The organism is Chloroflexota bacterium (assembly GCA_016219275.1).
Classification (GTDB): domain Bacteria; phylum Chloroflexota; class Anaerolineae; order UBA4142; family UBA4142; genus JACRBM01.
Map to the genome: position 1 here is coordinate 93,144 of JACRBM010000060.1, position 24,376 is coordinate 117,519.

Annotated in this window: 13 protein-coding genes; 4 read left to right on the plus strand and 9 right to left on the minus strand. The window is 56.9% G+C overall.

What is annotated here, in order from left to right; all coding sequences use genetic code 11:
- The 8 genes from glk to HY868_17415 form a co-directional block, all read right to left on the minus strand.
- Positions 1–996: a glucokinase gene (gene glk, locus HY868_17380; GenBank protein MBI5303912.1), complete on the minus strand. Its 996-nt coding sequence runs from the start codon at positions 994–996 to the stop codon at positions 1–3.
- A gap of 81 nt (positions 997–1,077) precedes the next feature.
- Positions 1,078–3,741, minus strand: coding sequence for a glycoside hydrolase family 3 C-terminal domain-containing protein (locus HY868_17385; protein ID MBI5303913.1), 2,664 nt, complete (start codon positions 3,739–3,741; stop codon positions 1,078–1,080).
- A gap of 96 nt (positions 3,742–3,837) precedes the next feature.
- Positions 3,838–6,297 (minus strand): glycoside hydrolase family 2 protein, encoded by a 2,460-nt coding sequence (locus HY868_17390; protein MBI5303914.1) that lies wholly within the window; start codon positions 6,295–6,297, stop codon positions 3,838–3,840.
- Positions 6,298–6,501: 204 nt separating this feature from the next.
- Positions 6,502–7,311, minus strand: coding sequence for an ABC transporter ATP-binding protein (locus tag HY868_17395; GenBank protein MBI5303915.1), 810 nt, complete (start codon positions 7,309–7,311; stop codon positions 6,502–6,504).
- On the minus strand, positions 7,308–8,300 hold the full coding sequence (locus tag HY868_17400) for an ABC transporter ATP-binding protein (protein MBI5303916.1): 993 nt from the start codon (positions 8,298–8,300) through the stop codon (positions 7,308–7,310). Before HY868_17400 ends, HY868_17395 begins: the two co-directional genes overlap by 4 nt.
- A 150-nt stretch (positions 8,301–8,450) precedes the next feature.
- Positions 8,451–9,284, minus strand: coding sequence for an ABC transporter permease (locus HY868_17405; GenBank protein ID MBI5303917.1), 834 nt, complete (start codon positions 9,282–9,284; stop codon positions 8,451–8,453).
- A 9-nt stretch (positions 9,285–9,293) separates the two neighbouring features.
- Positions 9,294–10,307: an ABC transporter permease gene (locus tag HY868_17410; GenBank protein MBI5303918.1), complete on the minus strand. Its 1,014-nt coding sequence runs from the start codon at positions 10,305–10,307 to the stop codon at positions 9,294–9,296.
- Positions 10,308–10,483: 176 nt separating this feature from the next.
- The gene (locus HY868_17415; GenBank protein ID MBI5303919.1) at positions 10,484–12,310 is read right to left on the minus strand and encodes an ABC transporter substrate-binding protein; all 1,827 of its coding nucleotides are present in this window, start codon (positions 12,308–12,310) and stop codon (positions 10,484–10,486) included.
- Between the two features lie 703 nt (positions 12,311–13,013).
- Here HY868_17415 and HY868_17420 point away from each other — a divergent pair.
- From HY868_17420 to HY868_17435, 4 genes are all read left to right on the plus strand, one after another.
- The gene (locus HY868_17420; GenBank protein MBI5303920.1) at positions 13,014–16,061 is read left to right on the plus strand and encodes a hypothetical protein; all 3,048 of its coding nucleotides are present in this window, start codon (positions 13,014–13,016) and stop codon (positions 16,059–16,061) included.
- A 638-nt stretch (positions 16,062–16,699) separates the two neighbouring features.
- On the plus strand, positions 16,700–18,610 hold the full coding sequence (locus tag HY868_17425; protein ID MBI5303921.1) for a protein prkA: 1,911 nt from the start codon (positions 16,700–16,702) through the stop codon (positions 18,608–18,610).
- A gap of 108 nt (positions 18,611–18,718) precedes the next feature.
- Positions 18,719–19,885, plus strand: coding sequence for a DUF444 family protein (locus tag HY868_17430; GenBank protein ID MBI5303922.1), 1,167 nt, complete (start codon positions 18,719–18,721; stop codon positions 19,883–19,885).
- 2 nt (positions 19,886–19,887) lie between these two features.
- A complete protein-coding gene (locus HY868_17435) occupies positions 19,888–21,264 on the plus strand; it encodes a SpoVR family protein (protein MBI5303923.1) in 1,377 nt (458 codons plus the stop codon).
- Between the two features lie 94 nt (positions 21,265–21,358).
- Here HY868_17435 and HY868_17440 read toward each other — a convergent pair whose 3' ends face one another.
- The gene (locus HY868_17440; protein MBI5303924.1) at positions 21,359–24,280 is read right to left on the minus strand and encodes a GAF domain-containing protein; all 2,922 of its coding nucleotides are present in this window, start codon (positions 24,278–24,280) and stop codon (positions 21,359–21,361) included.
- Positions 24,281–24,376: the final 96 nt, after the last annotated feature.

Genomic DNA, 24,376 nt, shown 5'->3' on the forward strand with positions numbered 1-24,376 from the left:
TTAATCGCGCAAGCCATAACACGCCGCGCCGATAAGCGCGGCGTGCGGATTGAGAATCACGCGCACCGGGACGCGGCGAAGCAATTCCGCAAAGCGTCCCTTGCGCGTAAATCGTTCCAGAAAAGTTCTTTCTTTCAGATACGGCAAGATTCGCGGCGGCATGCCACCCCCCAGATACACGCCGCCCGTCGCCAAAATCCGCAACGCCAGATTCCCTGCTTCGCTTCCCAGGATTGCCACAAACAGATTCAGCGTTGCCGCGCAAATCGCGACCTGGCTTTCGAGCGCCGCCTGCACGATGATGGGCGTCGGGTCGCTCGCCGCGGCGAGCGCATCGCGCAACCAGGCCGGCTCGTCCATGTGCCGCGCGTCTTTGAAAAACGCGTACACGTTCGGCAGTCCCATTCCCGACGCGACGCGTTCGTAACTGACGTGTTCCATCCGTGCCTGCATGTACTCCAGCAGGTCGCGTTCGAGCGCGGTTGTCGGCGCGAAATCGGCGTGACCGCCTTCGGAAGCGCACGCGCGGTATCCATCGTCGTCCCAGGTTAGAAATGCTTCGCCCAATCCCGTGCCTGGCGCGATGACCGCTAGCGCGCCCTGGGCGACCGGCGCGCCTTCGTTCAACGTTTCCCAGTCCGCCGATTCCAGAAAGGGAATCGCATGCGCGATGGCTTCGAGATCGTTTAGCAAACACACCGGCGTATTGCCGAGCATTTCACTCAACTTGCGCGCGTCCACTACCCAGGACAAGTTGGTCACCTGTGCGCGCTGGTCAACGACCGGACCCGCCACGTCAATACACACGCGCGTCGGTTTCAAATCCAGGTCCGCCAAAAATCGGTGGACGATGGCTTCCATCGAGGCATAGTCTTTGCTTGCAAAGGTCGCCTGCGCGAGCGGCTGATGCGGACCGCGTTCACGCGCATAAATCGCGAGCGCGGTTTTCGTGCCGCCAATATCGCCCGCCAGCAACCATTCATTCGTACGATTCATTTTTTGCTCTTGCGTTTTTAGAAATAAATTTTCGCCACTATCAAACGGGGCGCAGTTTCGGACTGCGCCCCGTTGGGTCTTTTACTGTATCGTCGCCAAATTTTCGTTGATGACGTCGAGCACTTGCGCGGGCAATGACTGGGGAACGTGCGTTGCGATTTGTTCGAGCGTCATCCCGCCCACCGCGTCCAGGTGCATGTGCGCCAACTGCGCGGCGAAATACTTGTACAAAATCGCTCTGCCTTGCGCGTCTTCCATCAACGTCCGCAACGGCAAGCCGGCGTGCAAGCGCGCGCATTGGCGCGATTGGGATGCCGCGCCCTGAAAGTTGAACTTTGCCGTCAGGTGAATCGCGCGCGACGAACTGCCGACCAATACCTGGAACTCGCCCGCTTCGGCGACCCAGCGTTTTATCGCCGGGTCGTAGTATGCCAACGCGTTCTCGTCCACCACGAGCGTCACCGTCTTGATTTCGCCCGGCGCGAGCGCGACCTTGGCGAACGCTTTTAACTCTTTTTCCGGACGCACGAGGCGTGACTGTGCATCGCGCACGTACAGTTGGACGATCTCTTTGCCCGCGCGCGCGCCGGTGTTTTGAATATCCACGCTCACTAAAAGCGCCTCGCCCGCGCCGAGATCGGTCTGGCTCAAGCGCAAATTACTGTATGCGAACGTCGTGTACGACAAACCATAGCCGAATGGAAACAGCGGCGTAACATCTTTTGCGTCATAGTAGCGATAGCCGACAAAAATTCCTTCACCGTACGCGACCTTGCCGTTTTCGCCGGGATAATTGATGTACGCCGGGTTGTCCTGCAAGCGTTTCGGGAACGTCGTCGGCAACTTGCCGGACGGATTCACGTCGCCGAACAACACATCGGTAATCGCGTTGCCGGTCTCTTGACCCAGGTACCACGCCTCGACAACGCCCGCGACCCGATCGAGCCAGTTCATCGTGATCGGCGACCCGGCATTGACGACGACAATCGTGCGCGGATTCGCCGCGGCGACTTGCTCGATCAACCCGGCTTGGTCGCCGGGCAATTCCATATCTGCGCGATCAAACCCCTCGCTCTCCCATTCGTCCGTCAAACCGACGAACACAATTGCGACGTCCGATTTTGCCGCGAGCGCGGCGGCTTGCGCGATGGAATCCGCCGGCAGTTTGATCGCGCAGCCGATTCGCAGATTACGCCACCGCGGACCTGGCTCCGGCACATACTCGACGGTCAACTGGTACGGCTTGCCGGAGTCCAACGCGATGTCGCCCTTGACCGGTTTACCTTCGCGAGTTTCCCACACCGTCGCGCGGTCCCAGGAATTGAGGAGCAGTGTGTCGTTGATGAACAAGCGGCTCTTGCCGACGCCAGCCAAACTAAATTCAAACGTCCCACACGCGGGCGTGGTGAACGCGCCGGTCAAGCGCACGGAAAAATCCGCGCCCTTGACAAATCCCAGGTTGTCGTCAATCCACACGAACTCGGCGTTGCGGGTTGTTTCGGTATGCACCGGCTCGCCCGCCAACGCGCGATTGCCAAAGTACTGCAAGGTCAAACCATTCGACAACCAACTCGTGTCGAGCAGCGGCGTGTTCTTGCGCGTGACGCATCCCATCGCGTACTCGACCTGCACCGAATCGCCCGCGCGTTGCGCGATGCTGTCGAACGGCGCGACGACGTAATGCGGATTGACGCGCACGCTGCCGCCGCCGCGAATAGATGCCCACTTGGCGTTCTCGCCAATCACCGCGATAGATTTGACGCGGCTCGCATCGAGCGGCAAAACCGCGCGCTCGTTCTTGAGCAGAACGATGGCTTCACTGGCGGCTTGCCGCGCAATCGCGCGATGTTCTGGCTTGTCTATCGCGCGCTCTGGCTGCAATTCGGGATGCGCGAACGCGCCGGCGCGCTCGACGGTACGCAACAGCCGGCGAACCTTGTCGTTGAGCATGTCTTCGCTAACGTTGCCCTGCTTGAATTCTGCCATCACTTTATCGCCCATCCAACGCGCGGGACCAGGCATCTCTAAATCCAAGCCGCCCCGGGCAACGTTCGGACTGTACGAGCCGAACCAATCGGACATGACGATGCCGTCAAAGCCCCATTCGCCCTTTAGAATATCGAGCAAGGTGTACGCGTTCTCGCTGGCGTACACGCCGTTGATGCGATTGTACGACGACATGACCGACCAGGGTTTCGCTTCACGAATCGCGAGTTCGAACGGGCGCAGATAAATTTCGCGCAGCGTTCGTTCGTCCACCTCTGAACTCATAGACATGCGCTCGAATTCCGAATCGTTGCAAACAAAGTGTTTGATGCACGCGCCGACGCCCTTGCTCTGCAAGCCGGTGATGTACGCAATTGCCATGCGCGCGGTCAGGTACGGGTCTTCGGAGTAACATTCAAAATTGCGTCCCGCCAGCGGCGTGCGATGAATGTTGACGGTTGGCGCGAGCAGGATGTGCGCGCCCTTGGCGCGCGTCTCTTCCGCGAGCGCTTCGCCGACGCGCTGGACGATCTCTGGATTCCAGGTTGAGGCGAGCGCGGTGCCGCACGGAAAACACGCCGAGGTGACGCCGGACTGCATACTCGTGCCGCGCGCGCCGATCGGTCCGTCGGTCACGCGGATGGCTGGAATGCCCAGGCGTTTGATAGCAACGGTGTGCCAGAAATCCGCGCCGGCGAGCAGCGTGATTTTTTCTTCCAACGTTAATTGCGCGATCAAGGATTCGATTTTGTCGTTCATACAGCTCCTTAAAAATGTAGGGCAAGTTTCCAACTTGCCTTGCTTCGTTGGGATGTCGGATCAGGGTGGCAAGTTGGAAACTTGCCTCACGATTGTCTAGTACGTATCGTACACCGAGCGAATGGCGAGCGCGACGCGCGCTTGCGCTAACGTCCAGCCCGCCGGCAAGGGACACGTAATCGAGACGGTACGTCCGGCGGGCAAATCGAAATAGTTGTCGCTGAAAACCACGTCCACATCGCGCAGCGACAACTCGACCAACCGAGCGAACGAGAGCGACGAAAGTTCGATCGTTAGCGAGCCGCTCTCTTCGCGCGCGTTTACTGTGATTGCCGGGTCGGTCAGCGCGAGATGCTTGGTCGGCGCAAAGGTCGCGGTTTGCAACGCGAGACGATGTTCTCCTTGCATCAGCTCCGCGATGAATACCAACTCGCGCCGATTGTCGTACGTCACGCGATTTGCAAAATCGAGCGCGCGAACCTGGGTCGAAGCGAGCGGCGCGGCGCGCACATTTTCTTGGCTTGAAGCCAGCAACTTGCCATCGAGTGTTTCGAGCGACCAACGAATCACGCCTTCCCAGGTTTCGCGCAGATCGCTCGTCACGTGAAGCGTTTGCATGGGCGGCTGGTCTTCGATGGAAAGCAAAAGCGGCGCATAGAATCGGCGCGCGGCATAGTGCAACGCTTTCCAACGCCCGAAATAATCCAGACTCGACCAGGATGCGACTTGCCAACAATCGTTGAGTTGCCAATACAGCGTGCCGGCAACGCGATGCATATTTCGCCGCCAATGCTCGACGCCGTAGCGAATGCCTTCAGCTTGGAGCACCATCGTCAAGTAAACGAGCGAGTCGAAATCTTTGGGCAGTCGAAACGTATCGAGCATCTGCCCAACCATCAAACTGTTGCCGTTTCCATTTTTCTGGTGCTGTTCCATGATGTACGAGGTCATGTTCCAGTCTGCTTGATCGGCGAACGTCCGAATCGTCGCGAGCGGCGGCAATGCCTGGAATCCAAACTCACTCATAAAGCGAGGAAACTGATCGCGGTACGCGGTGAACGGTTTTCGCCCGTGCCACACGTCCCAGTAATGCGCGTCGCCGCGTTCCTGTCCGTTCGGATTTTCAAACGGCGTGTACGACGTGGGCGAGCTGGGCAAATAAAAACGAGCGGGGTCATGTGCCGCGCACCATTCCGGCAACGTGTGATGAAAGAACTGCACGTACGCGTCTTGCAAATCGCTCAAGTCGGGACGATTCCAACCGCGCGGCGCGTAGAGCCATTCGATCTCGTTGTTACCGCACCACATCGCCAAACACGCGCGATGGCGCACGCGCCGGATGTTTTGGATCGCTTCGACGCGAACGTTTTCGACAAACCCAGGATCGTCGAGCGGATAAACATTGCATGCAAAGATAAATTCTTGCCACACGAGAATGCCGTAGCGGTCGCACAAATCGTAAAAGCGTTCCTCTTCGTACAAGCCGCCGCCCCACACACGCAGCATATTTTGATGCGAGTCGGCGGTCGCGCGAATCAATCCTTCCAAGTGCGCGTCGCCGATGCGCGTCGGGAATGAATCCGCCGGAATCCAATTCGACCCCTTGGCAAATATCGGCACACCGTTCACGACGAACGCGAACGATTGCCCCCATGGATCGTCTTCGCGGCGCACCTCGATCGTTCGCAGACCGATGCGATACTCGCGGCGATCCACGATCACATTGTCGTGTGCGATGGTCACTTGAACAGCGTAGAGTGGTTGCGCGCCATAGCCGTTGGGGTACCACAGTTGCGGGTTCGCGATTGGGATTTGCAGAGTCCCCTGATTGCTCGCGGGAATCGTCGCGCGCACATCCCAGGTCGCGCCGTCCGGCGCAGTGACGCGCATCGTCGCGGCAAGCGGCGCATCACTCCAGCGCTCGACGACGATCCGCGCCTCGATGGTCGCGTTGCCGTCGGCGTGGTGTTGGCGCAAATGTACTTCTTCGAGTCGCGCGTCGGTGTATCCATCTAAACGCAGGTCTTTCCAAATTCCAATCGGCGGAAGTTGCGGACCCCAGTCCCAACCGAACTGGCACGGCGCTTTGCGAAGGTACGGTCCGCCGGGAATTGGGTGCGAGGTGCCAGGGAGCGCGCGCACCTTTTGCTTTTCGGCGATGTACCGCACCGACGAATCAAAAATGATTTGCAATTCGTTCGCATCTGCGCGCAACCATCGTTTAACATCCCAGGTGTACTGCCGGAACATATTGTCGGTCCGACCCAGCTCCTGCCCGTTGAGCTTGATCGTCGCGAGCGTGTCGAGTCCATCGCAGACGAGCCGGACGTGATCCTCGTTTAGCAATTCGGGCGCGCACGAAAACGTGCGGCGATATTCCCAGTCGGATTCGGCAACCCACTTGACGCGCTGTTCATTGTCGCCCACAAAGGGATCGGGGATTTTGTTTGCCGCGAGCAAATCGGTGTGAACACCACCGGGGACGTTTGCCGGCAACCACTCGGTTGTCCCCACTCGGCGAAATTGCCAAGCACCTTTTAGTGATTGTGAAAGCATCTGCCTTTTCTCCTAACGCGCCCACGCCGAAACTAAACTGATGTTTTTCCACGAAGGACACAAAGGGACACCAGATTTATTTCTTCTTCGTGTTCCTTCGTGTCCTTCGTGGGCGAAAAATTTTCCCGACCCTCTCCGCCTCTCCGAATCCGACGACTGTTTCGCAAGAGAGGCGAGAGAGGGCGAAGGAGGAGAAGAGCAAAATCACGCTGTGCCCCATCCATGCAAACGCGGCACATCGGTCATCAAGCGTTTGGTGTACTCGTGTTGCGGATTTGCTAACACATACTCAACCGGTCCCTTTTCGACCAATTCGCCGTTATACATGACCAGGATGCGGTCGCTCAAATAGTACGCCTGCCCCAGGTCGTGCGTGATGAACAGAATCGTCGTGTTATGCCGCTTGCGGAGATCGAGCAATAGATTCAGCACGGTGACGCGCAGCGATGCGTCGAGCATACTCGTCGGCTCATCCGCGATCAACAACTTGGGTCCCACGACCAACGCGCGCGCGATCATCACGCGCTGCACCTGCCCGCCCGAAAGTTGATGGGGCAATTTGTTCAACACGTCGTCGGGGTCCAAGCCCACTTCGCGCAGACTTGCTTCGACGCGCGGCAAACGTTCCGTGTCCGTCAAGCGATGATCGAGCACGTTCAACGCGTTGCCCAGAACGCGGCGAATCGTGTAAAACTGATTGAACGCGGCGAACGGGTCTTGAAAAACGCCTTGCACTTTTTGCCAATATTTTTTAAGGTCGTCCGTGCGCTTGAGTTGCGTGACATCGTCGCCGTCCAACAAAATACTGCCACTCGACACATCCAACAAACGCAACAAGAGCCGTGCGAGCGTGGACTTGCCGCTGCCGCTTTCGCCGACGATGGCGACGATCTCGCCGGGTTGCACCGTGAACGACACGCGATCCACTGCGCGCACGCCGCGTGCGCCATGACCAAACACGCGTGAGAGGTCGCGCGTTTCGAGAAGAGGAACCTGGGATGGTTGCGCGCTCATCGCTGTTTCTCCTTCGCGATTTGGAATTGTTCGTGCAGCAACCAGCACGCGGCAAAGCGTTCCTCGCTGCCGAAAATGGGCGGCTCTTCACGCGCGCAAATCTCTAGCGCGTGCGGGCAGCGCGGTTGAAAGCGACAACCGCTCGGAGGACGACGCAGATCGGGCGGCGCACCCAGGATGCCGTCGAGACGACACGCTCGCACGCGCGGATCGGGATCGAGCGTCGAACAAATCAGCGCCTTGGTGTAGGGATGCTGGGGCGAGTCCACAATTTCTCTCGTCGTGCCGATCTCGGCAAGTTTGCCCGCATACATCACCACGATGCGATGCGCGATGTTGCTCAACATCGGCAAGTCGTGCGTGATGAACGCAATGCGCGTGATGAAACGACATTCCAAGAGCAACTGCAAAAGCAAGATGAGTTGCTTTTGCGACGACACGTCGAGCGCGGAGGTCGGCTCGTCCGCGATCAACACCTTGGGGTTGAGCAACGTCGAAATCACTGCGACGACGCGCTGGCGCATTCCGCCGCTCAATTGATGCGGGTAACTTTCGAGCACGCGCGACGGCAACGACACTTGCTCCAATCGCTCGCGCGCTTGCTCGATTGCCGCGCGCGATTGAATCGTGGGATCGTGCGCGCGCACGACATCCACGACGACATCGCGGACGCGCGCGGTTGGATTCAGCGAATTCATCGCGCGTTGTGGAAGCAACGCAACTTTTTTGCCATGCCACGCGCGCGGCGCGTCAAGTTGATGGGTCAGCGGAAGCGTTTCGCCGTCGAGCGACATTTCGCCGCTCTTGACGAGGAGCGGTGCGCGCGCGGTCAACGCCATCACCGCGGCGAGTGTGGACTTGCCGCATCCCGATTCGCCGGCGATGCCCAGCACTTCGCCCTCGCGAATGGCGAACGAAACGCCGTCTACAGCTTTAACTTCGGGACCCGTGCCAACCGCATAGTAGGCGCGGACGTTTTTGACAATCATCTCGTCATACTCCCGTGATGCGTGATACGTGAAACGTGAAACGTAAAACGTAAACAGGTAGACAGGTATACAAGTAAAGCGTAAAGCGTGAAACGTGAACTGAATACTGAATACTGAACACTGTCTCACTGTCCTACTGTTTACTATCCACTATGCCTTTCGCAGACGCGGGTTCAACAACTCGTCCACGCTTGATTGCAACAACAAAAGCGAAAAGGCAATCAGGGTGAGGAACAACGCGGGCGGCACAAAGCCCCACCATGCCCCGGTGCGGACCGATTCCCACAACAACGCCCAGTGCAACATTTGCCCCAGCGAGATCGTGTCACTCGGACCCAAGCCCAGCATACTCAACGTCGCTTCTTGCAAGATGCCGGTGTTGAGTTGCAGGACGAATGCCATCACGACGTACGACAACATGTAGGGCAAGATTTCCCAGATGATCAATCCAAAAGTTGCCGCGCCGGAGAGACGCGCAATGTCCACGTGCTCGCGCGTGCGCAGACTGCTCGTTTGCGCGCGCACCGCGCGCGCCGTCCAGGGCCAACTGGTTAGCCCGATGATCAATCCCATCGCGACGATGGAACGCGTGCTAATCGCAATCGAAAGCAAAATCAAAATCACGATGGAGGGAATCGTGATCACCACGTTGGTCGTCGCCATCAACACCTCTTCGACGATGCCGCCAATGTAACCCGCCAACGTCCCGATCACTAGTCCGATCAAGATGGCTTCTGCGCCGGCAATCGCTCCGATGATGAGCGACGTGCGAATGCCGTGCATTAACTGGGTGAACACATCGCGTCCGAAATTGTCCGTGCCCAGCCACGCTTTTTCCGAGGGGTGGTCGTACAGCCCGCCAACCGTCGCCAACGGTTTGTCCCTGCCCAGGATCACCGGACCGAGAAAACCAAAACTGATGACCAAGCACAACATGATCACGCTGAACAAAAATCGCCGGTTGAGGCGCATGAGATTCGCCATGGTGACTCCTTACCGTTCCCCGGATGTGCGCGCGCGAATGCGCGGATCAATAAAGCCGTATGCCAGGTCAACTAGAAAATTCGCCGCCAAGACCGCGACCATTAGCAAGAGGGTGATTCCTTGAATGACCGGATAATCGTTTTGGCGAATCGAGCCGAACAGCAAACTGCCGATCCCAGGGTACGAAAAGACGACCTCGGTGATGAGCGCGCCGCTCACCATCGAGCCAATCGCCAAAGCCAACCCGGTGACCTGGGGCAACATCGCGTTGCGAAAAATGTAGGCGATGATCCGGTTGTCGGCGACGCCCAGACTGCGCGAGTAACGCACGTAATCCGCGTCCAGCTCGTAGATAGACATGGCGCGCATACCAATCGCTTGCCCACCGATAAAAATCAACACGAGCGAGCCAAATGGCAGAATGTAGTGTTCCGACACACTCCGCACAAATTCCCAACTCCAGGTTGGCGTCAGCGCAAAACTATAACCGCCCGCGGCGGGAAAGATATTCCAGTACACGGCGAACAGATAGAGCAGGATGATGGACAAACAATAGTACGGCATACTCGATATGAACATGAACGTTGGAAACACGCCGCGATCCAACCAGCCGCCCTTGTAAGCGACCAGCACACCCAGGACATTGCCCAGCGTCCAGCCGACGAGAATCGCCGGCAGTTGGAGCGCAATCGTCCACGGCAACGCCTGCGCGATCAGGTCTTGCACACGCGACGGGGAACGCGCGAACGAGATTCCCAGGTCACCCCGCGTCAAGTTTCGCACATAGAGCAGGAACTGCATCCACATCGGTTGATCCAGCCCGAATTCGCTGATGTAGGCGGCGTAAACTTTTTGCGCGGTCTCGCTGCTCAACGTTCCACCCGTTGCCATCTCGCCGACGATGACATCTACTGGATTACCTGGGATTAGTCGGGGCAATAAAAAGTTGAGAGTCAAGGCAATGCAAAATGCCAGCATGAACCAAAGGATTTTGTTGAGCAGATAACTTTGAAATCGCGTCATCTTTTCCCGCCTTGGTTTGGGGATAGGAGGTTGGAGTTTGGATGTTGGACGTTAGAGGTTGCGGATGGCGGAATGCAAATCGGAAAATCGTTGTTGTCCGCAAATCTCCACCATCCAATTTCCAACTTCCAACCTCCAACCTCTAACGTCCAACTTCCAACCTCTAACTTCCAACTCTACTTCGGCTTGATCTTGTAGAGGATTTTGATCCCGGCTTGTTGGTGCATCGGCGGAGCCCAGGGATTGTCCGAAGTCGGAAAGCCCGTCCAGACCGTTTCATTGAATTCGTAGAACTCGAGCGGGCGGTACATCAACCCGATCCCAGGAATGTTCTCGATAAAGATTTTATCGAGTTGACCGAACAGTTGCTTCTGGGTTGCCTCGTCGGTTGCCGCGGCGGCTTTGTCCAGCAGTTCGTACGTGCCGGCTGGGGGTTTGAAGCGACCAAAGTTCCAGAACGCTTGAGTCCCGCGATCGGGCACATCGCGGTCGTCAATCATATCGCGGATGCGTTGCCACGGCGCGGCGGGTGTCGCGCCCGTGATGCCAAACAGGGCAAAGTCAAAGTCGCCGTTCCGCACGCGGCTCGTCACGACCGGTTGTTCGGGAAATTCGGTGTTGATGTCAATGCCGATTTCTTTCGCGCTTTGCGAGACCAGGGAGAGCGCGGTCATCCAGTCCGTCCAGCCGTACGGGGTGATGACTTTCCAGGGACCGAGGCGCGTGCCATCGGGCAACACATAGATTCCGTCCGCGCCTTTCTTGGCGGACAGTTCTTTTTCCAGAATCTCTTTGGCTTTTGCCGGATTGTACTCCCAGCCGAGACTCTTGGTTTGTTCGGCGTTAAAGTACTTGGCTTCGCCGCCGGTGGGGAGAATGAGACTGGATTGAACCGGCGCTGAATAGCGCGACATGGCAGTCTGCGCGATGAGCGGATAGTTGATCGAATACGCGAGCGCGCGGCGTACTTTGAGATTATCCAAGCCCTTCTTGCTTGTGTTGATGTGCATCATCGGGATGCTGCCGGGAATATAGTACGGTTCTTGTTTGAACCACGTACCCACCGGTTGTTTTTTCTGTTCCCACATCAACCAAATTTGCGGCGTGAACTGTTGCGAAATGTCCACTTCGCCGCGTTGAAAGGCGAGGTTGCCGTCGTCGTTGCTCTTGAAAATCGGATGGACGATGTACTTGGGCGCGGGAGCACCATAGATGGATTTGCCCCAGTAGTTGTCGTCACGCACCAACGCGACGCGCTCCGCCGAAGCAACCTGCAATTTGTAGGGACCCGAGCCGACTGGCGCGTTGTCTACGATTTGTGATAGAGCCGTGCCGGATTTTTCGCGTTCCGTCCAAATATGCTTGGGCAGAATACGCGTCGTCGCCAAACGTTGCTTGACGATCCCAGGGTTGATCACTTTGGGATCGAGTTTGAGTTGGATCGTGCGGTCGCCGGTAGACGTCATCTCAGTCACATAACGCCAAAAGTCACTATAGACCAGGTCCTTGTTCGTCTTGGCAAGTCCGAAGGTGTAGACCACGTCGTCCGTCGTGAGTGGTTTGCCATCCTGCCACTGCGTACCATTTTGCAACGTAATCACAACGGTCGTTGCGTCCGTGAATTTGTACTCTTTCGCGAGTAGCGGATCGAGATTACCGGTCGCCACGTTGAACGCGAACAATGTTTCATAAATCTGCTCGTGAATGCCGGTGCTGGGCCAGGCTGGAACGCCAGCCAGAGGATTGAAGGTTGCCGGTGGTCCCCACTGGAAGCCACCGATGTAGAGCGTTTCGTTGCGCGGGAGTTGACCCGGCGCGACCGGCGCAGAGGTTGGCGCGGGCGCTTTGGTCGCCGCGGCGGGCGCAGAGGTTGGCGCGGCAGCGGCTTTGGTCGGTTCCGCGGCGGCTTTGGTCGGCGCGGCGGCGGGGGGTTGAGTGGGCGCGGTTGTTGGCGCGGTAGTTGGAGTAGTGCACGCGCTCACAACGACAAGTCCAACCAACATCAACAACACGATACTCGCAATCAATTTTCGGTTCATCGCATCTCCTCCTTGAAAAGTTGAGTTGACTTTAGCACAAATCGTTCAAAGAATTTTCCAAGCTCTTCAACCACCTCCTCTCATGGGTACTTGCCAGACTACTGTCAAGGTTCGGAGCTTCGATTAGGGCTTTATTTTCAGTATGACGACGCGCGGGCAAGCGCATCGCGCGCAATGACGTGGGGTTGAAGAAAGAGGTTGCGAAAAACTTGCGATTGCGCCATTGCCACAAGTAGACCACCGTAGTGAGTAATTCGGACTGCCTTGTCCCTGGAGTGTGGTAGCTCTATACTGAATCGTGGAGTCAAAATGGGGCGATTGAAACACCTGCACTCCCGAAGGGGTGCGGTGCAAGTGTCGCTTTTGGTGGGCGTTCCGCCGCATTTCGCCCGCGTAGGCGGGCGACCAGCCAACGGCTCATGCGGGGCAATTTCAATTGCCAATGTCCAGACTATGCTCCACGATTTAATGGGGTGCTACCCCAGGAGTATTTGGCAATCAGGATAGCGCAGAATCGCACCGTTGCCCATCCTTCGTTTGGCGGATTGTAGACGGAAGGGCATCGCCGAAAGAAGCGGAAAAGGCGGAGGGCAGAAATTGACAACTTGCCCAACACGGATACAATCGCGGGTGTTGGGCAAGTTCGCCGTCTCGATTTGGAGGGCGTATGCGGAAATCCAGCAAGCCGGTTGTTAGGCACGACCGCGTGGTGACCGATGAGCCGGGCACACTCAACCCCATTCGCGTCGGTTCGCCGCAGTGGTTCGCGTGGCTCGACCAAACTCCAGGATTTGTTTTCGAGGGTGGCGCGGGGTACTTTACCGCGCGCCGCGAAACGCGACGCGGGATCGCGTACTGGTACGCCTATCGTTGGCGCGCCGGGAAACTTGCCAAGACGTACTTGGGCAAATCGGAAGAACTGACCCAGGAATGTTTCGAGCAAGCCAGCGCGCGCCTTGCCGGTCAAACGACACTGGCGCGGCTAGCGAGCCAATCCGATTCGGTTGACTTGACAACTCCGCTCATTCAGGTTGCCGATACCAGCCCTCCCCAGGCAACGACGAGCGAGTTGTCTTTTTTACCCCTGACCAAAATCAAACCCCCGACGTTGCCGCAAGACCTCGTCGCGCGTCCGCGCCTCACGCAGCAATTGACCGCGCCGGTGACGATTATCTACGCGCCGAGCGGATTTGGCAAGAGCACCTTGCTCAACGAATGGCGGCAAACGTGCGCGATGCCGGTTGCCTGGGTCTCGCTCGACGCGGACGACAATTCGCCGTCGCGTTTTTGGTCCACGGTCCTTTTGTCTCTGCGAACGAATTACCCGAACCTGGGTCACGCACTGCTCTCTCAACTCCAGATGTCCTCGGCTAGCGCAAGTTCCGAAATCGTCGTCGCGCTTTCGAATGAAATCGTACGGGTGATGGATGAAGAAAATCCTCCTCGCGGGATGGCGTTGATTTTGGACGACTATCACCACGTTCAACAGCCGGTCATTCACGCCTCACTTCAAACCTTGATCGAACATTTGCCGCCCGCATTGCGCTTGATAATTTCCAGTCACACCAAACCGCCGATCGTGCTAGGTCGTTTGCGTGCAAAGGGAATCGTCACCGAGTTAAAGACGGAGGATTTGCGCTTTACTGTGGAAGAAGGAATTGATTTCTTGTGGCGGCGCAATCCGAACCGGCGTTTGGCGTTCGGCGATATGCAAACGTTGGTCAAACGTACCGAGGGCTGGGTCGCCGGGCTTACGCTCGCAACATTAGCGTTGACGCAGTATAACGATCGGCAAGCGTTCATGGCGAATTTTTCCGGCGCGCACGCGTACCTGCACGAGTATTTCATGGAGAGCATCCTGCATCAACAATCGCCTGCCGTTCAAACGTTTCTCCTCCGGACGGCGGTGTTGAAACATTTGACCGGCGGTTTGTGCGATGCGGTGACCGGGCAAAACGATGGCGCGGAGATGTTGGCGCGTCTATGGCAAGAAAATCTTTTCCTCGTGCGCTTGGAAGAACAAGACTGGTATCGCTATCACGATTTGTTCGCCGAAATGTTGTGCAGTCAATTACAGGCGCAATTCCCCGGCGAGATTCGGCAGTTGCATCAGCGCGCGGCGGAATGGTATCGCACACAGAACGCGCCGGCCGAGGCGGTACATCATTTTCTCGCGATTGGCGAGTGGGAACAAGCCGCCGCGCTCATCGAAAGCGTGGCACTGCGCGAACTCGAACAGTTCGGCGAAGACTCGCGCTTACTCCAGTGGCTGCAACAATTGCCCGAGACGGTGATGCAACATCACAAGACCTTGCTGGCGGTCTTTGTGCGTCTGGCGAAGATGGCGTTATCGCAAACCGAAGTGGAACGCTTTTTGGCGCACACCGAAACGTCCATCGCGCGCAAGCCGCTGGCGGAACAGACGCGCGACGAGCAAGCCGTGTTACTCGAGATCCAGCGACTCAAGCGCGCGTGGGCGACGGGCGCGTCCGCCGAATTGCCGACGAACGGTGAACATGCCGAGGTGTGGCAAATGTTGAACGAGCTGGCGCGCTTTCGTCTCAACATGCGGCAACAACTCGATCAAGCGGAAGCCATCGCGCAAGAGGTATACGAAGCGGCGCAGGCGCGCCGCCATCTTTTTGTGATGTTGATGGCGGGCGGTACGTGCGCGTGTATCGCGGCATCCCGCGGCAATCTGCGGCGCAGTGAAAAGATCGCGCACCAGGTTTTGCAACAAGCCCTGGCGCGGCGCGGCAAATTGCCGGAACCGGCGAGCATCGCGCTCACGACAATGAGCCGCGTGTGCTACGAGCGCAACCAATTGGCGCACGCGCATCAACTTTTGCTGCGCGCGACCGAGGTGGACCCGAACCCCACCAGTTCGAATATGCGCGTGATGGTGGCGGTGACACGCGCGCTGATTCAATCCGCGGAGGGGAATCACGACGCCGCGCAAGTGACGATTCAAGCCGCGCTCGAATTGAATACCCAACGTCCGTCCGGCGCGTGGCTCAACCAGGATTTGATCGCGTACCAGGCGTTATTCGTTTTGCGGCAAGGCGACGGCGCGTCCGCCGAACGCCTGTTGAACGAAGCGGGCGAGGCAACCACGCACGCCTTTTCCAGGCGCGTCCAAGCCGAGATTCTGTTGGAGCACGACGCCGCGGGTGCTGAAGAAATTCTCAATGCCTTACTCGCGGAATACCCGCACGGTTTGTATCGAGAGCCGTTGATGGGTACGCGGATATTGTGCGCGCTCGCGTTGTTCAAGCAGAACAAACCGAATCAGGCGCGCCAAGCGATGACTGACGCGCTTCGGCTTGCCAGCCCGGAAGGATTCCTGCGCCCGTTCCTGGATTACGGGTCTCAGGTCGCGTCGTTGCTCACGCTCGTTCTGCACACTGGCAACCTGACCGGCGAAACGCAAATGTTTGCCAAACAACTTGTGCGTTTGCTTGGATCCGCCAATGGCGGATACACGCCCTTGCCCAAACACGAACTCGCCGCGCTCTCTACTGCCGCGTCCATTAGCGCGCGCGAGCAAGAAGTATTGCGTTTGGTGAGCGCGGGTTTATCGAACCAGGAAATCGCCGACTGCTTTTGCATTTCGACGTGCACGGTCAAGACGCACCTTGAAAATATCTATCGTAAACTCGGAGTGAATAGCCGGACGCAAGCCATCGCGCAGGCGCAGACGTTGAGACTGGTGTGAAAACTGGATGCCCCGCTCTGTCCGGGCACACGCCGCGTACCAACAGCAATCCCGCAATGAGCCGGGAACGTATTATCTAACAAAGGGCTGCCGCGAACACAGAGGAGGAAATATTTTCTCGCGGTGACTTGATGCGGTTTGTGTTTTCGGTGATAGGATTAAAGTCATCGCCAGGTTGGGCTATTGCCAAAATAATCGAATGGCGTATAATTCGGGCAGTAAGATCCCTCGCGGTCTTCCGGGAGCGCGAGGGAATGACGCCAAAGGTAGTGACTTTCTCAATGACGAGGAACTCTGTCGCATTCACCGTTCTGGTCCAACTCTAGAACGGTTTTCGTTTAATAGCGAGTCACATGCAAGCGCGACGAAATTGCAACACGACCGTTTTCCAATCCAGCAAAAAGGACCGATCAATTACCACATCGCCAACACAACCAATCAAGGAGCAGTTCGCTAATTCAAAACGATTGCTCTAATCGTCCTACACCAACTCCAACGCTACGTCCTGTTTCGTTCCCAGCATCGAGCATCGTCGCTAAAGCGCCGCACAGGCAGTTGCTCTATCGAAAAACGTGTCGCTCCCGGGAGGCATCTAGTTGCCCCCGGGATTTTTTGCAGATGTAACAGGAGAAATTACGATGAGTGACTTGATCAACCGATTAGATGCGCACACCGAGAGCCACAAGGCGAACGAGTGGAGCGGATCCTTCCGCGACTATCTCGCGATTGTCCACGCGAATGTTCACGCCGCCCAACTCGCGCATGCGCGCATTTACGAAATGGTGCGTTCCGCCGGGGTGGAAACCGATGAGACGACCGGCGCGGAAAAGTATCTCTTTTTCCAGAAGGATTTGTTCGGCGTGGACGAGGCGCTGGCGCAAATCATGGAGTATTTCAAAGCCGCGTCGCTCGGTTCGGACGTAGGGCGACGAATCTTGATGATTTACGGACCGCCATCGTCCGGCAAAAGTCAATTCGTGATTTTGCTCAAGCGTGGCTTGGAAGAATACACGCGCACTCCCATCGGCGCGGTCTACGCGATTGCCGATTGTCCGATGCACGAAGAACCACTTCACCTCGTTCCGCATTCGATCCGTCCTGATTTTCTGCATGAGTACAAAATCCAGATCGAGGGTGAACTTTGCCCACGCTGCGCGATGAACCTGACCAACAAATATCGCAACGATATTTACGCCGTCCCCGTCAAGCGCGTCTTTTTTTCCGAACGCGAACGCATGGGGATTGGCACGTTCGTCCCCGCTGACCCCAAATCCCAGGACATTACCGAGCTGGTCGGCTCGATTGATCTGGCGACGATTGGCGAGTACGGCTCGGAATCCGATCCGCGTGCGTATCGGTTCGACGGCGAACTGAATGTCGCCAACCGCGGACTGATGGAATTTATCGAAATGCTCAAGGCGGACGAGCGATTCTTGTACGTCCTGCTCACGCTCTCCCAGGAAAAAAATATCAAGACCGGACGCTTTCCGTTGATCTATGCGGACGAAGTCGTAGTCGCACACACGAACGAAGCCGAGTTCAACACCTTTATGGCGGACAAAAAATCGGAAGCGTTGCAAGACCGCATGATCGTCGTGCGGATGCCGTACAACTTGCGCGTGTCTGCCGAGCAGAAAATCTACGACAAATTGCTCCGCCAATCGAAATTCGGCAACATCCACATCGCGCCGCACACACTGGAACTGGCTTCGATGTTTGCGATCCTGACGCGTCTGGAAGAACCCAAGATCAAGGGGCTGACGCTGATCAAAAAGATGAAGTTGTATGACGGCGCGGAGGATGTGGAAGGTTTTCGCCAGAAAGACATCAAGCAAATCAAGGAAGCGACCGAACGCGAAGGCATGGACGGCATCTCGCCGCGCTTTGTCATCAACCGCATCAGCGCGGCGTTCACCAAGCCCAGCGCCAAATGTGTCAATCCGATTGACGCACTCCGTTCGATCAAGGACGGCATCGAAGGGCACAGCGGCATGACGAAGGAACACAAGGAACGCTACATCAACTTGATCGCCGACGCGCGCAAAGAGTACGACGAAATCGCGCGCACGGATGTTCAAAAAGCGTTCTTCGTTTCGTTCGAAAAAGAGGCGCAGACTTTGCTCGACAATTATCTGGATAATGTCGAAGCGTACCTCGACGACCGCAAAGTCACCGATCCGATCACCGGCGAAGAATTGCCGCCCAACGAAAAATTGATGCGCTCGATCGAGGACAAGGTCAAAGTCTCGGAAAGCGGCAAGGACGCGTTCCGCAACGAAATCTTCCGCAAGGTGGCGATGGCGCAGCGTCGCAGCGAACCTTTCGATTACCGCACGCACGACAAGTTGCGTGAAGCCATCGAGCGACAATTGTTTGACGAACGGCGCGACACGATCAAACTTACGGTGTCCACGCGCAACCCCGATCCCGAACAACTTCGCAAAATCAACCAAGTCGTCAACACGCTAGTCGAGCGCGAGGGCTATTGCTCCGAGTGTTCGAACGAGTTGCTCAAGTACGTGTCGTCGTTGCTCGCACGGGAAAAGTAATGACCAATTACCAATTTCCATTTACCACATACCACATACCATTTACGTATCTCGAAATCAGTAATTGGTAAGCGGTAATTAGTAATTGGTAATTCGCAAAGGTTTGATATGGCAGTGGCAATTTCCAGTATGGCTGTTCCGTGGGACTTGCGCCGGCGCGGGTTGAAAGATTCGATTCGTCACGACAAACGCGTGCGCGATGCGATCAAGCAGAACCTTAAGGAATTGATTGCCGAGGAAACGATCATCACGTCCGACGGACAAAAGATGGTCAAGATTCCAGTGCGGTATCTCGACCAGTATCGTTTCATCTTCGACCGCGCGACGAACGGACGCGGCGTCGGTCAAGGTCCGGGGCAAGTTGGCGATGTGATCGCGCGCGACGGCGAAGACAACGCGCCTGGGCAAGCCGGCGATCAACCGGGGGAGGCGATCTACGAAGCCGAGATTTCGCTCGACGAACTGACCCGGATGATGCTCGAAGACCTTGCTTTGCCCTGGCTTGTGCAAAAGCAAAAGGACCAGATCAAGATCGAGGCGTGGCGCTTTGAGGATATTCGCAAAAAAGGTTCGCCCGCCAATCTCGACCGGCGGCGCACCCTGAAGCAAACACTCAAACGCCGCGCCGCCAAGGGCAAACCCCAGATCGGGAAAATCGTTGACGACGATTTGCGTTTTCGCGTGCCCGAAATCCGCACCGAATTCCATTCGCATTGCGCCGTCTACCTGTTGATGGACCGCAGCGGCTCGATGACGACGGAAAAAAAGTACATCACCAAAAGTTTCTTTTTCTGGATGGTGCGCTTTTTGCAACTCAAATACCGCACGGTCGAAACGATTTTCATCGCGCATGACACGCAAGCCGCGATTGTCCCCGAAAAAGATTTCTTTACGCTCTCCAACAGCGGCGGCACGATGTGCAGCAGCGCGTACGCGCTCGCGCTCGACCATATCACCAAGCACCATCCATCCTCGCGTTGGAACAACTATGTCTTTCATTTTTCCGACGGCGATAACTATGCGGACGATAACGCGCGCTGCCTGAGTCTGGTCAAAGATTTACTGCAGGTCAGCACGATGGTGGGCTATGGCGAAGTGAACTATAACGAGTTCTTTGCATACGCCGGGCGCGGCGCGCATAGCACGCCGCAGTGGAGCACGCTCCTCCACGAATTCGGCTCCATCGCGAATTCGCGCTTTATCGCCGTGACGATTGAAAAACGCGATGAGGTCTATCAGGCGTTGCGCGAGTTTCTTCAAGTGCGGGAAAGTTAATCATGTTTGAAGATCGCGTAATCGAGATCGAAAAACTGGCGCGGGATGCGGGGCTGCGTCCTTTCGACACGTACTTTGAAGTGATTCCACTCGACATCATGCACGAGATTGCCGCGTACGGTTTGCCCACGCGCGCGCAACATTGGAGTTACGGCAAAGTTTACAATCACCACAAGATTCACGGCGAGATGGGCTTGTCGAAAATCTACGAGATCGTGCTCAACAACGATCCCTGCTACGCGTTCCTGCTCGAATCGAACGAAGAGATTGACAACCTGCTCGTCGCCGCGCACGTTTTGGCGCACAGCGATTTTTTCCGGAACAATATCTGGTTCGACGGATCGAATCGCAATATGGTGAACGAAGCCGTCGAACACGCGCGGCGCATTGACGAGTACATCAACAAGTACGGTTTGGAGCGCGTCGAGCATGTCATGGATATTGGCTTTGCGCTCGACCGGCACATTGACTCGCACAAAGGGCTGAATCGTAAGCGGTACCCGGCGCGGCAGGTCGTGGAGCGGGAAATTCCGCAAGCCCCGTATGCAGACCTTTTCGGTGAACGGCAATTCGCGGTGACGACCCAGGTCATCGGCGACAAACTCCCGCCGCATCCCGAAAAAGACCTGCTGTGGTTTCTCGCCAACTATGCGCCCATCGAGGCGTGGGAAAAAGATGTGCTGGAGATCATCCGCGAAGAAGCGTATTACTTTTTCCCGCAATTTGAGACCAAGATTCTGAACGAGGGCTGGGCATCATTTTGGCACGCCGAGGTTTTGAATCGCTACCAAAACCTCACGCCGAGCGAGACGCTCGAATTTGCGCGACTCCATTCGAGCGTGGTGCAACCAGGCGGTCGGCTCCAACTCAATCCGTACTACCTCGGTTACAAAATCCTCGTGGATATCAAGACGCGCTGGGACGCGCAGTACGCGGCGGGCGAATCGCGCCAGGATGGGTTTGCCAAATTGTTCGAAGTGCGCGCGACCGAGAACGACATTTCGTTCTTGTCCAATTATCTCACCAAAGAGTTGGCGCTGAAACTGAATCTGTTCAGTTATGGATACGCCGACGAAGAGGATACGAGCAACCACGATATTCGCGTCAAGAGTCGCGCGTACGACGACGTGATGCGCGCGCTCCTTGCGCCGCACTATAATTACGGCGCGCCGAAAATCGTCGTCGTCGAAGCGCATCCCAGCGAGTTGCGCTTGCAGCACGAGAAAGGATCGCTGGGCGATTTGGACGCGCGCTACGCGGAGAAAACGATGGGGTATATTTTTGAACTGTGGAAAAAGCCGGTCGTGTTGGAGGCGCGTCAAGGTGAACATTCGATCAAGTTCACCTTTAATCAGTCCGGCTTCAGTCAAACCAAGTAACGGCACACCCACCATCAAAAATCAGAATCCAGGTTTCCCCGCAGGGAAGAAACCTGGATTCTTGTTTAGCAAGGTTCGCGCGCGGGAGCGCCGATCAAATCTCGCCGTTGGATATTAATTGCAGAAAAATCGCGGCGACCTTTGGATCGAAGTGTTTCCCGGCTTGTTCCCGAATGTAATTGAGCGCGGCTTCCTCGCTCCACGCGTGACGATAAGGGCGGTCGGAACACAGCGCGTCCCACACGTCCACGACGGCAAAGATGCGCGCGACCAGCGGGATTTGTTCGCCCTTTAGCCCGCGCGGGTAGCCGGTGCCGTCCCATTTTTCGTGGTGACAGTACGGAATGTCGAGCGCCGGCTTGAGGTACGGAATCGTCGCCAACATTTGGAACGCGGATTCGGGATGCGAGCGCATGATCTGCCACTCGTCGTCGCTTAGTTTGGTGCTCTTGAGTAGAATTGAATCGGGCACGCCCATTTTGCCAATGTCGTGCAAGAGCGCGCCGCGCCGGATGTGCACCATGTCTTCCTGAGGAATGTTCATCGCGCGCGCCAGGCGCAAGGTTAGCTCCATCACTCGTTCGGTGTGTCCCTGAGTCTCCCGATCGCGCAGGTCTAACGCGCGCGACCACCCGTGAATCGTTTCATCGTAGGCAAGCGCGAGTTCGATGTTCGAGCGCTGCAAGTTGTTAAAGAGGGTGGCGTTGTCTATCGCCACGGCGGCTTGGGTTGCCAGGGTGTTCAAAAATTCGAGCCATTCGGCATTCGCCTCGATGGGCGCGCGATGAAAGATTTCCAAAACACCTTTGATGTCGCCTTTGGCGATGAGCGGCACGGCGAAATAATCCACGAAATCTTCGCCGCCGAGCCAGGTCGTACGCGCCAACCCGTTCGTATCCTTGTCCCAGTGGGACGCCGTGATAATTCGGCGTTCCAGCGCCGCGCGCCCGGCATACCCTTCCCCCAGCCGTAACCGCGTTTGGCTCGTCGCGCTCGACCGAAAACCGCGTCCCGCCACGTATTCCAAGATATGCGAATGCGGATCGTAGAGCAAGACCTCGGCGGCATCCACGTGGAGTTGCGTTGTGGCTTGCTCCAAAAAGACGCCAATCGTAAAACGCAAATCGAAACTAGACGTGATGGTGATATCAATTTGGTGCAATGCCTGGGTGCGCTCCAAGCGTCGTTGCGCGTCATCGTACAGGCGCGCGCGGCGCAAGGTGTTGCCCACCATCTCGCCGATGGTGGCGAGCAAACGCACTTCGGCGGGCGAGAAGGGTTTGGCGTCCGGCGTGCGCGGGCGCGCGATCATCATCACGCCCAAGAACTCGATCTCGGATTGCAAGGGCACGAACGCCGCGGGACCAATGTGCTCGGTGGCTTCGAGAACCAGACGCCGGGGGTCACTGGCATAATCCAACGTGACGTAGGGGCGTCGTGTGTGGAGGACTATTCCACCGATGGTCCCTTCGGTTCCATGCGTGTGCCCTACCGCGGACGCGATATGTCCTTCGGCAAACGCAATTTTGAATTGATCACTATTGAGTTGTTTCAGCGTGAGCGTCCCAGCATCCGCGTGGAAGATTTCCATGGTTTGGCGCAACGCGAGTTTCGCAACGTTGTCGGCTCCCTGCGCCTCGCGCAGTCGCGAGGAGACGGCGAAAAGCGCGTCGAGTTCCGTTCGGCTCGCGCGCTCTTGCTCGTACAAGCGCGCATTCGCAATCGCGAGCGCGGCTTGGTCCGCCAAGCCCTTGAGCAACGCGAGTTCGTCGTCGGCAAACTGACGGATTTCGCCGAACGAGTAGATGTTCAGCGAACCGATCAGTTCACTGTCGCGTTGCATCGCCCCGCTGACAACCGTGTGAATGTTCAAGTCGGTAAACAAGGGGGTATTGGGAAACTCGCGTCTTGCTTGGATGTCCGGAATGACCAAGACAGTGCGCTCCTCTAAAAGGTACCGGTCGAAGAACGCGCGCGGCACGGGCTGGGCGCGCGCCAGGTACTCCGCCGGCATTCCAAAATCGGCGGCATAGTAAAGCACTTGCTCATGTTCATCGTACAAGGTCACGGTCGCGCCGGGGACGTTGAGCGCGCGCGCGGTTTCCTCGCACACCGCGCCGAGTACCGCGTTCATATCGAGTTGGGCATTGAGTCGCGCGGCGACCCGCGCCAGCGCCTCCGCGCGTGCGGCGTTTTTCTGAATTTGCTCTTCGGCGCGCTTGCGTTCGGTAATGTCGCGCGTAATTCCCAGGAATCCAATCATCTGGTCTTGCGCGTCGCGGAGAAATGTAAAAGTGATTTCCACCCAGACGGTCGAGCCGTCTTTGCAATATTCTTCCAACTCCAGGGTGCGCGATGGCGGCGAATTCTGGTATGCCCTGTCTTCGATAGCCAGCGCTTCTTGAAAAGCGTTTGCCACCAATTCTAGCGACGCGGGCGTCAGGATCTCGACGACGGTTTGCGCCATGGCTTCTTCGACCGTATAACCACGCAGCCGGGTGACTGAAGGACTAATATAAGTAAAGTGAAGGTTCATATCCATCGCGAAGATGACATCGCTGGCATTCTCCGCGAGAAGGCGATAACGCGCTTCGCTGTCCCGGAGCGCCTCCTCGGCGCGTTTCCGTTCCACGCCTACTTGTTTCTCTGCGAGCGCGTGAACCACCGCGGGTCCCAATCGTTTAATGTTTTCTTTGATGATGTAGTTAGTTGCGCCGGCTTTCATGCACTCGACGGCGATGTCTTCATTCAGCGAGCCAGTCCAGACGACCACGGGCGTAAGCGGAACACGCTCGAGCGCCAGTTTCAGCGCGGTCATGCCGTCGAAGCGGGGTAGACTATAGTCTGAGAGGATGAGGTCGGGCTGGAATGTTTCGAGCGCGGTCAAATAGTCTTCGCGCGTCTCCACATTGCGGAACACGCATGGTCCAAGCGACCTGCGAATTTCGCGTTGGGCGAGTTCCGCATCTCTCGACGAATCCTCGACGATCAATATGCGAATCGGTTCATTTGCCATTTTTTGTAACAATCCGGGTGTCATTTCGCGCGTTGCGTCACCACCGACCGAATCTGATATTGCCAAAAGCGAAACCGGTGAACCATAGACCGCGCG

Coding starts and splice junctions, on each gene's coding strand:
- HY868_17410 (MBI5303918.1), bottom strand. CDS start 10,307: ATGACGCGATTTCAAAGTTATCTGCTCAACAAAATCCTTTGGTTCATG.
- HY868_17385 (MBI5303913.1), bottom strand. CDS start 3,741: ATGAACGACAAAATCGAATCCTTGATCGCGCAATTAACGTTGGAAGAA.
- HY868_17390 (MBI5303914.1), bottom strand. CDS start 6,297: ATGCTTTCACAATCACTAAAAGGTGCTTGGCAATTTCGCCGAGTGGGG.
- HY868_17425 (MBI5303921.1), top strand. CDS start 16,700: ATGAGTGACTTGATCAACCGATTAGATGCGCACACCGAGAGCCACAAG.
- HY868_17400 (MBI5303916.1), bottom strand. CDS start 8,300: ATGATTGTCAAAAACGTCCGCGCCTACTATGCGGTTGGCACGGGTCCC.
- HY868_17395 (MBI5303915.1), bottom strand. CDS start 7,311: ATGAGCGCGCAACCATCCCAGGTTCCTCTTCTCGAAACGCGCGACCTC.
- HY868_17415 (MBI5303919.1), bottom strand. CDS start 12,310: ATGTTGGTTGGACTTGTCGTTGTGAGCGCGTGCACTACTCCAACTACC.
- HY868_17420 (MBI5303920.1), top strand. CDS start 13,014: ATGCGGAAATCCAGCAAGCCGGTTGTTAGGCACGACCGCGTGGTGACC.
- HY868_17405 (MBI5303917.1), bottom strand. CDS start 9,284: ATGGCGAATCTCATGCGCCTCAACCGGCGATTTTTGTTCAGCGTGATC.
- HY868_17440 (MBI5303924.1), bottom strand. CDS start 24,280: ATGGCAAATGAACCGATTCGCATATTGATCGTCGAGGATTCGTCGAGA.
- HY868_17430 (MBI5303922.1), top strand. CDS start 18,719: ATGGCAGTGGCAATTTCCAGTATGGCTGTTCCGTGGGACTTGCGCCGG.
- HY868_17435 (MBI5303923.1), top strand. CDS start 19,888: ATGTTTGAAGATCGCGTAATCGAGATCGAAAAACTGGCGCGGGATGCG.
- glk (MBI5303912.1), bottom strand. CDS start 996: ATGAATCGTACGAATGAATGGTTGCTGGCGGGCGATATTGGCGGCACG.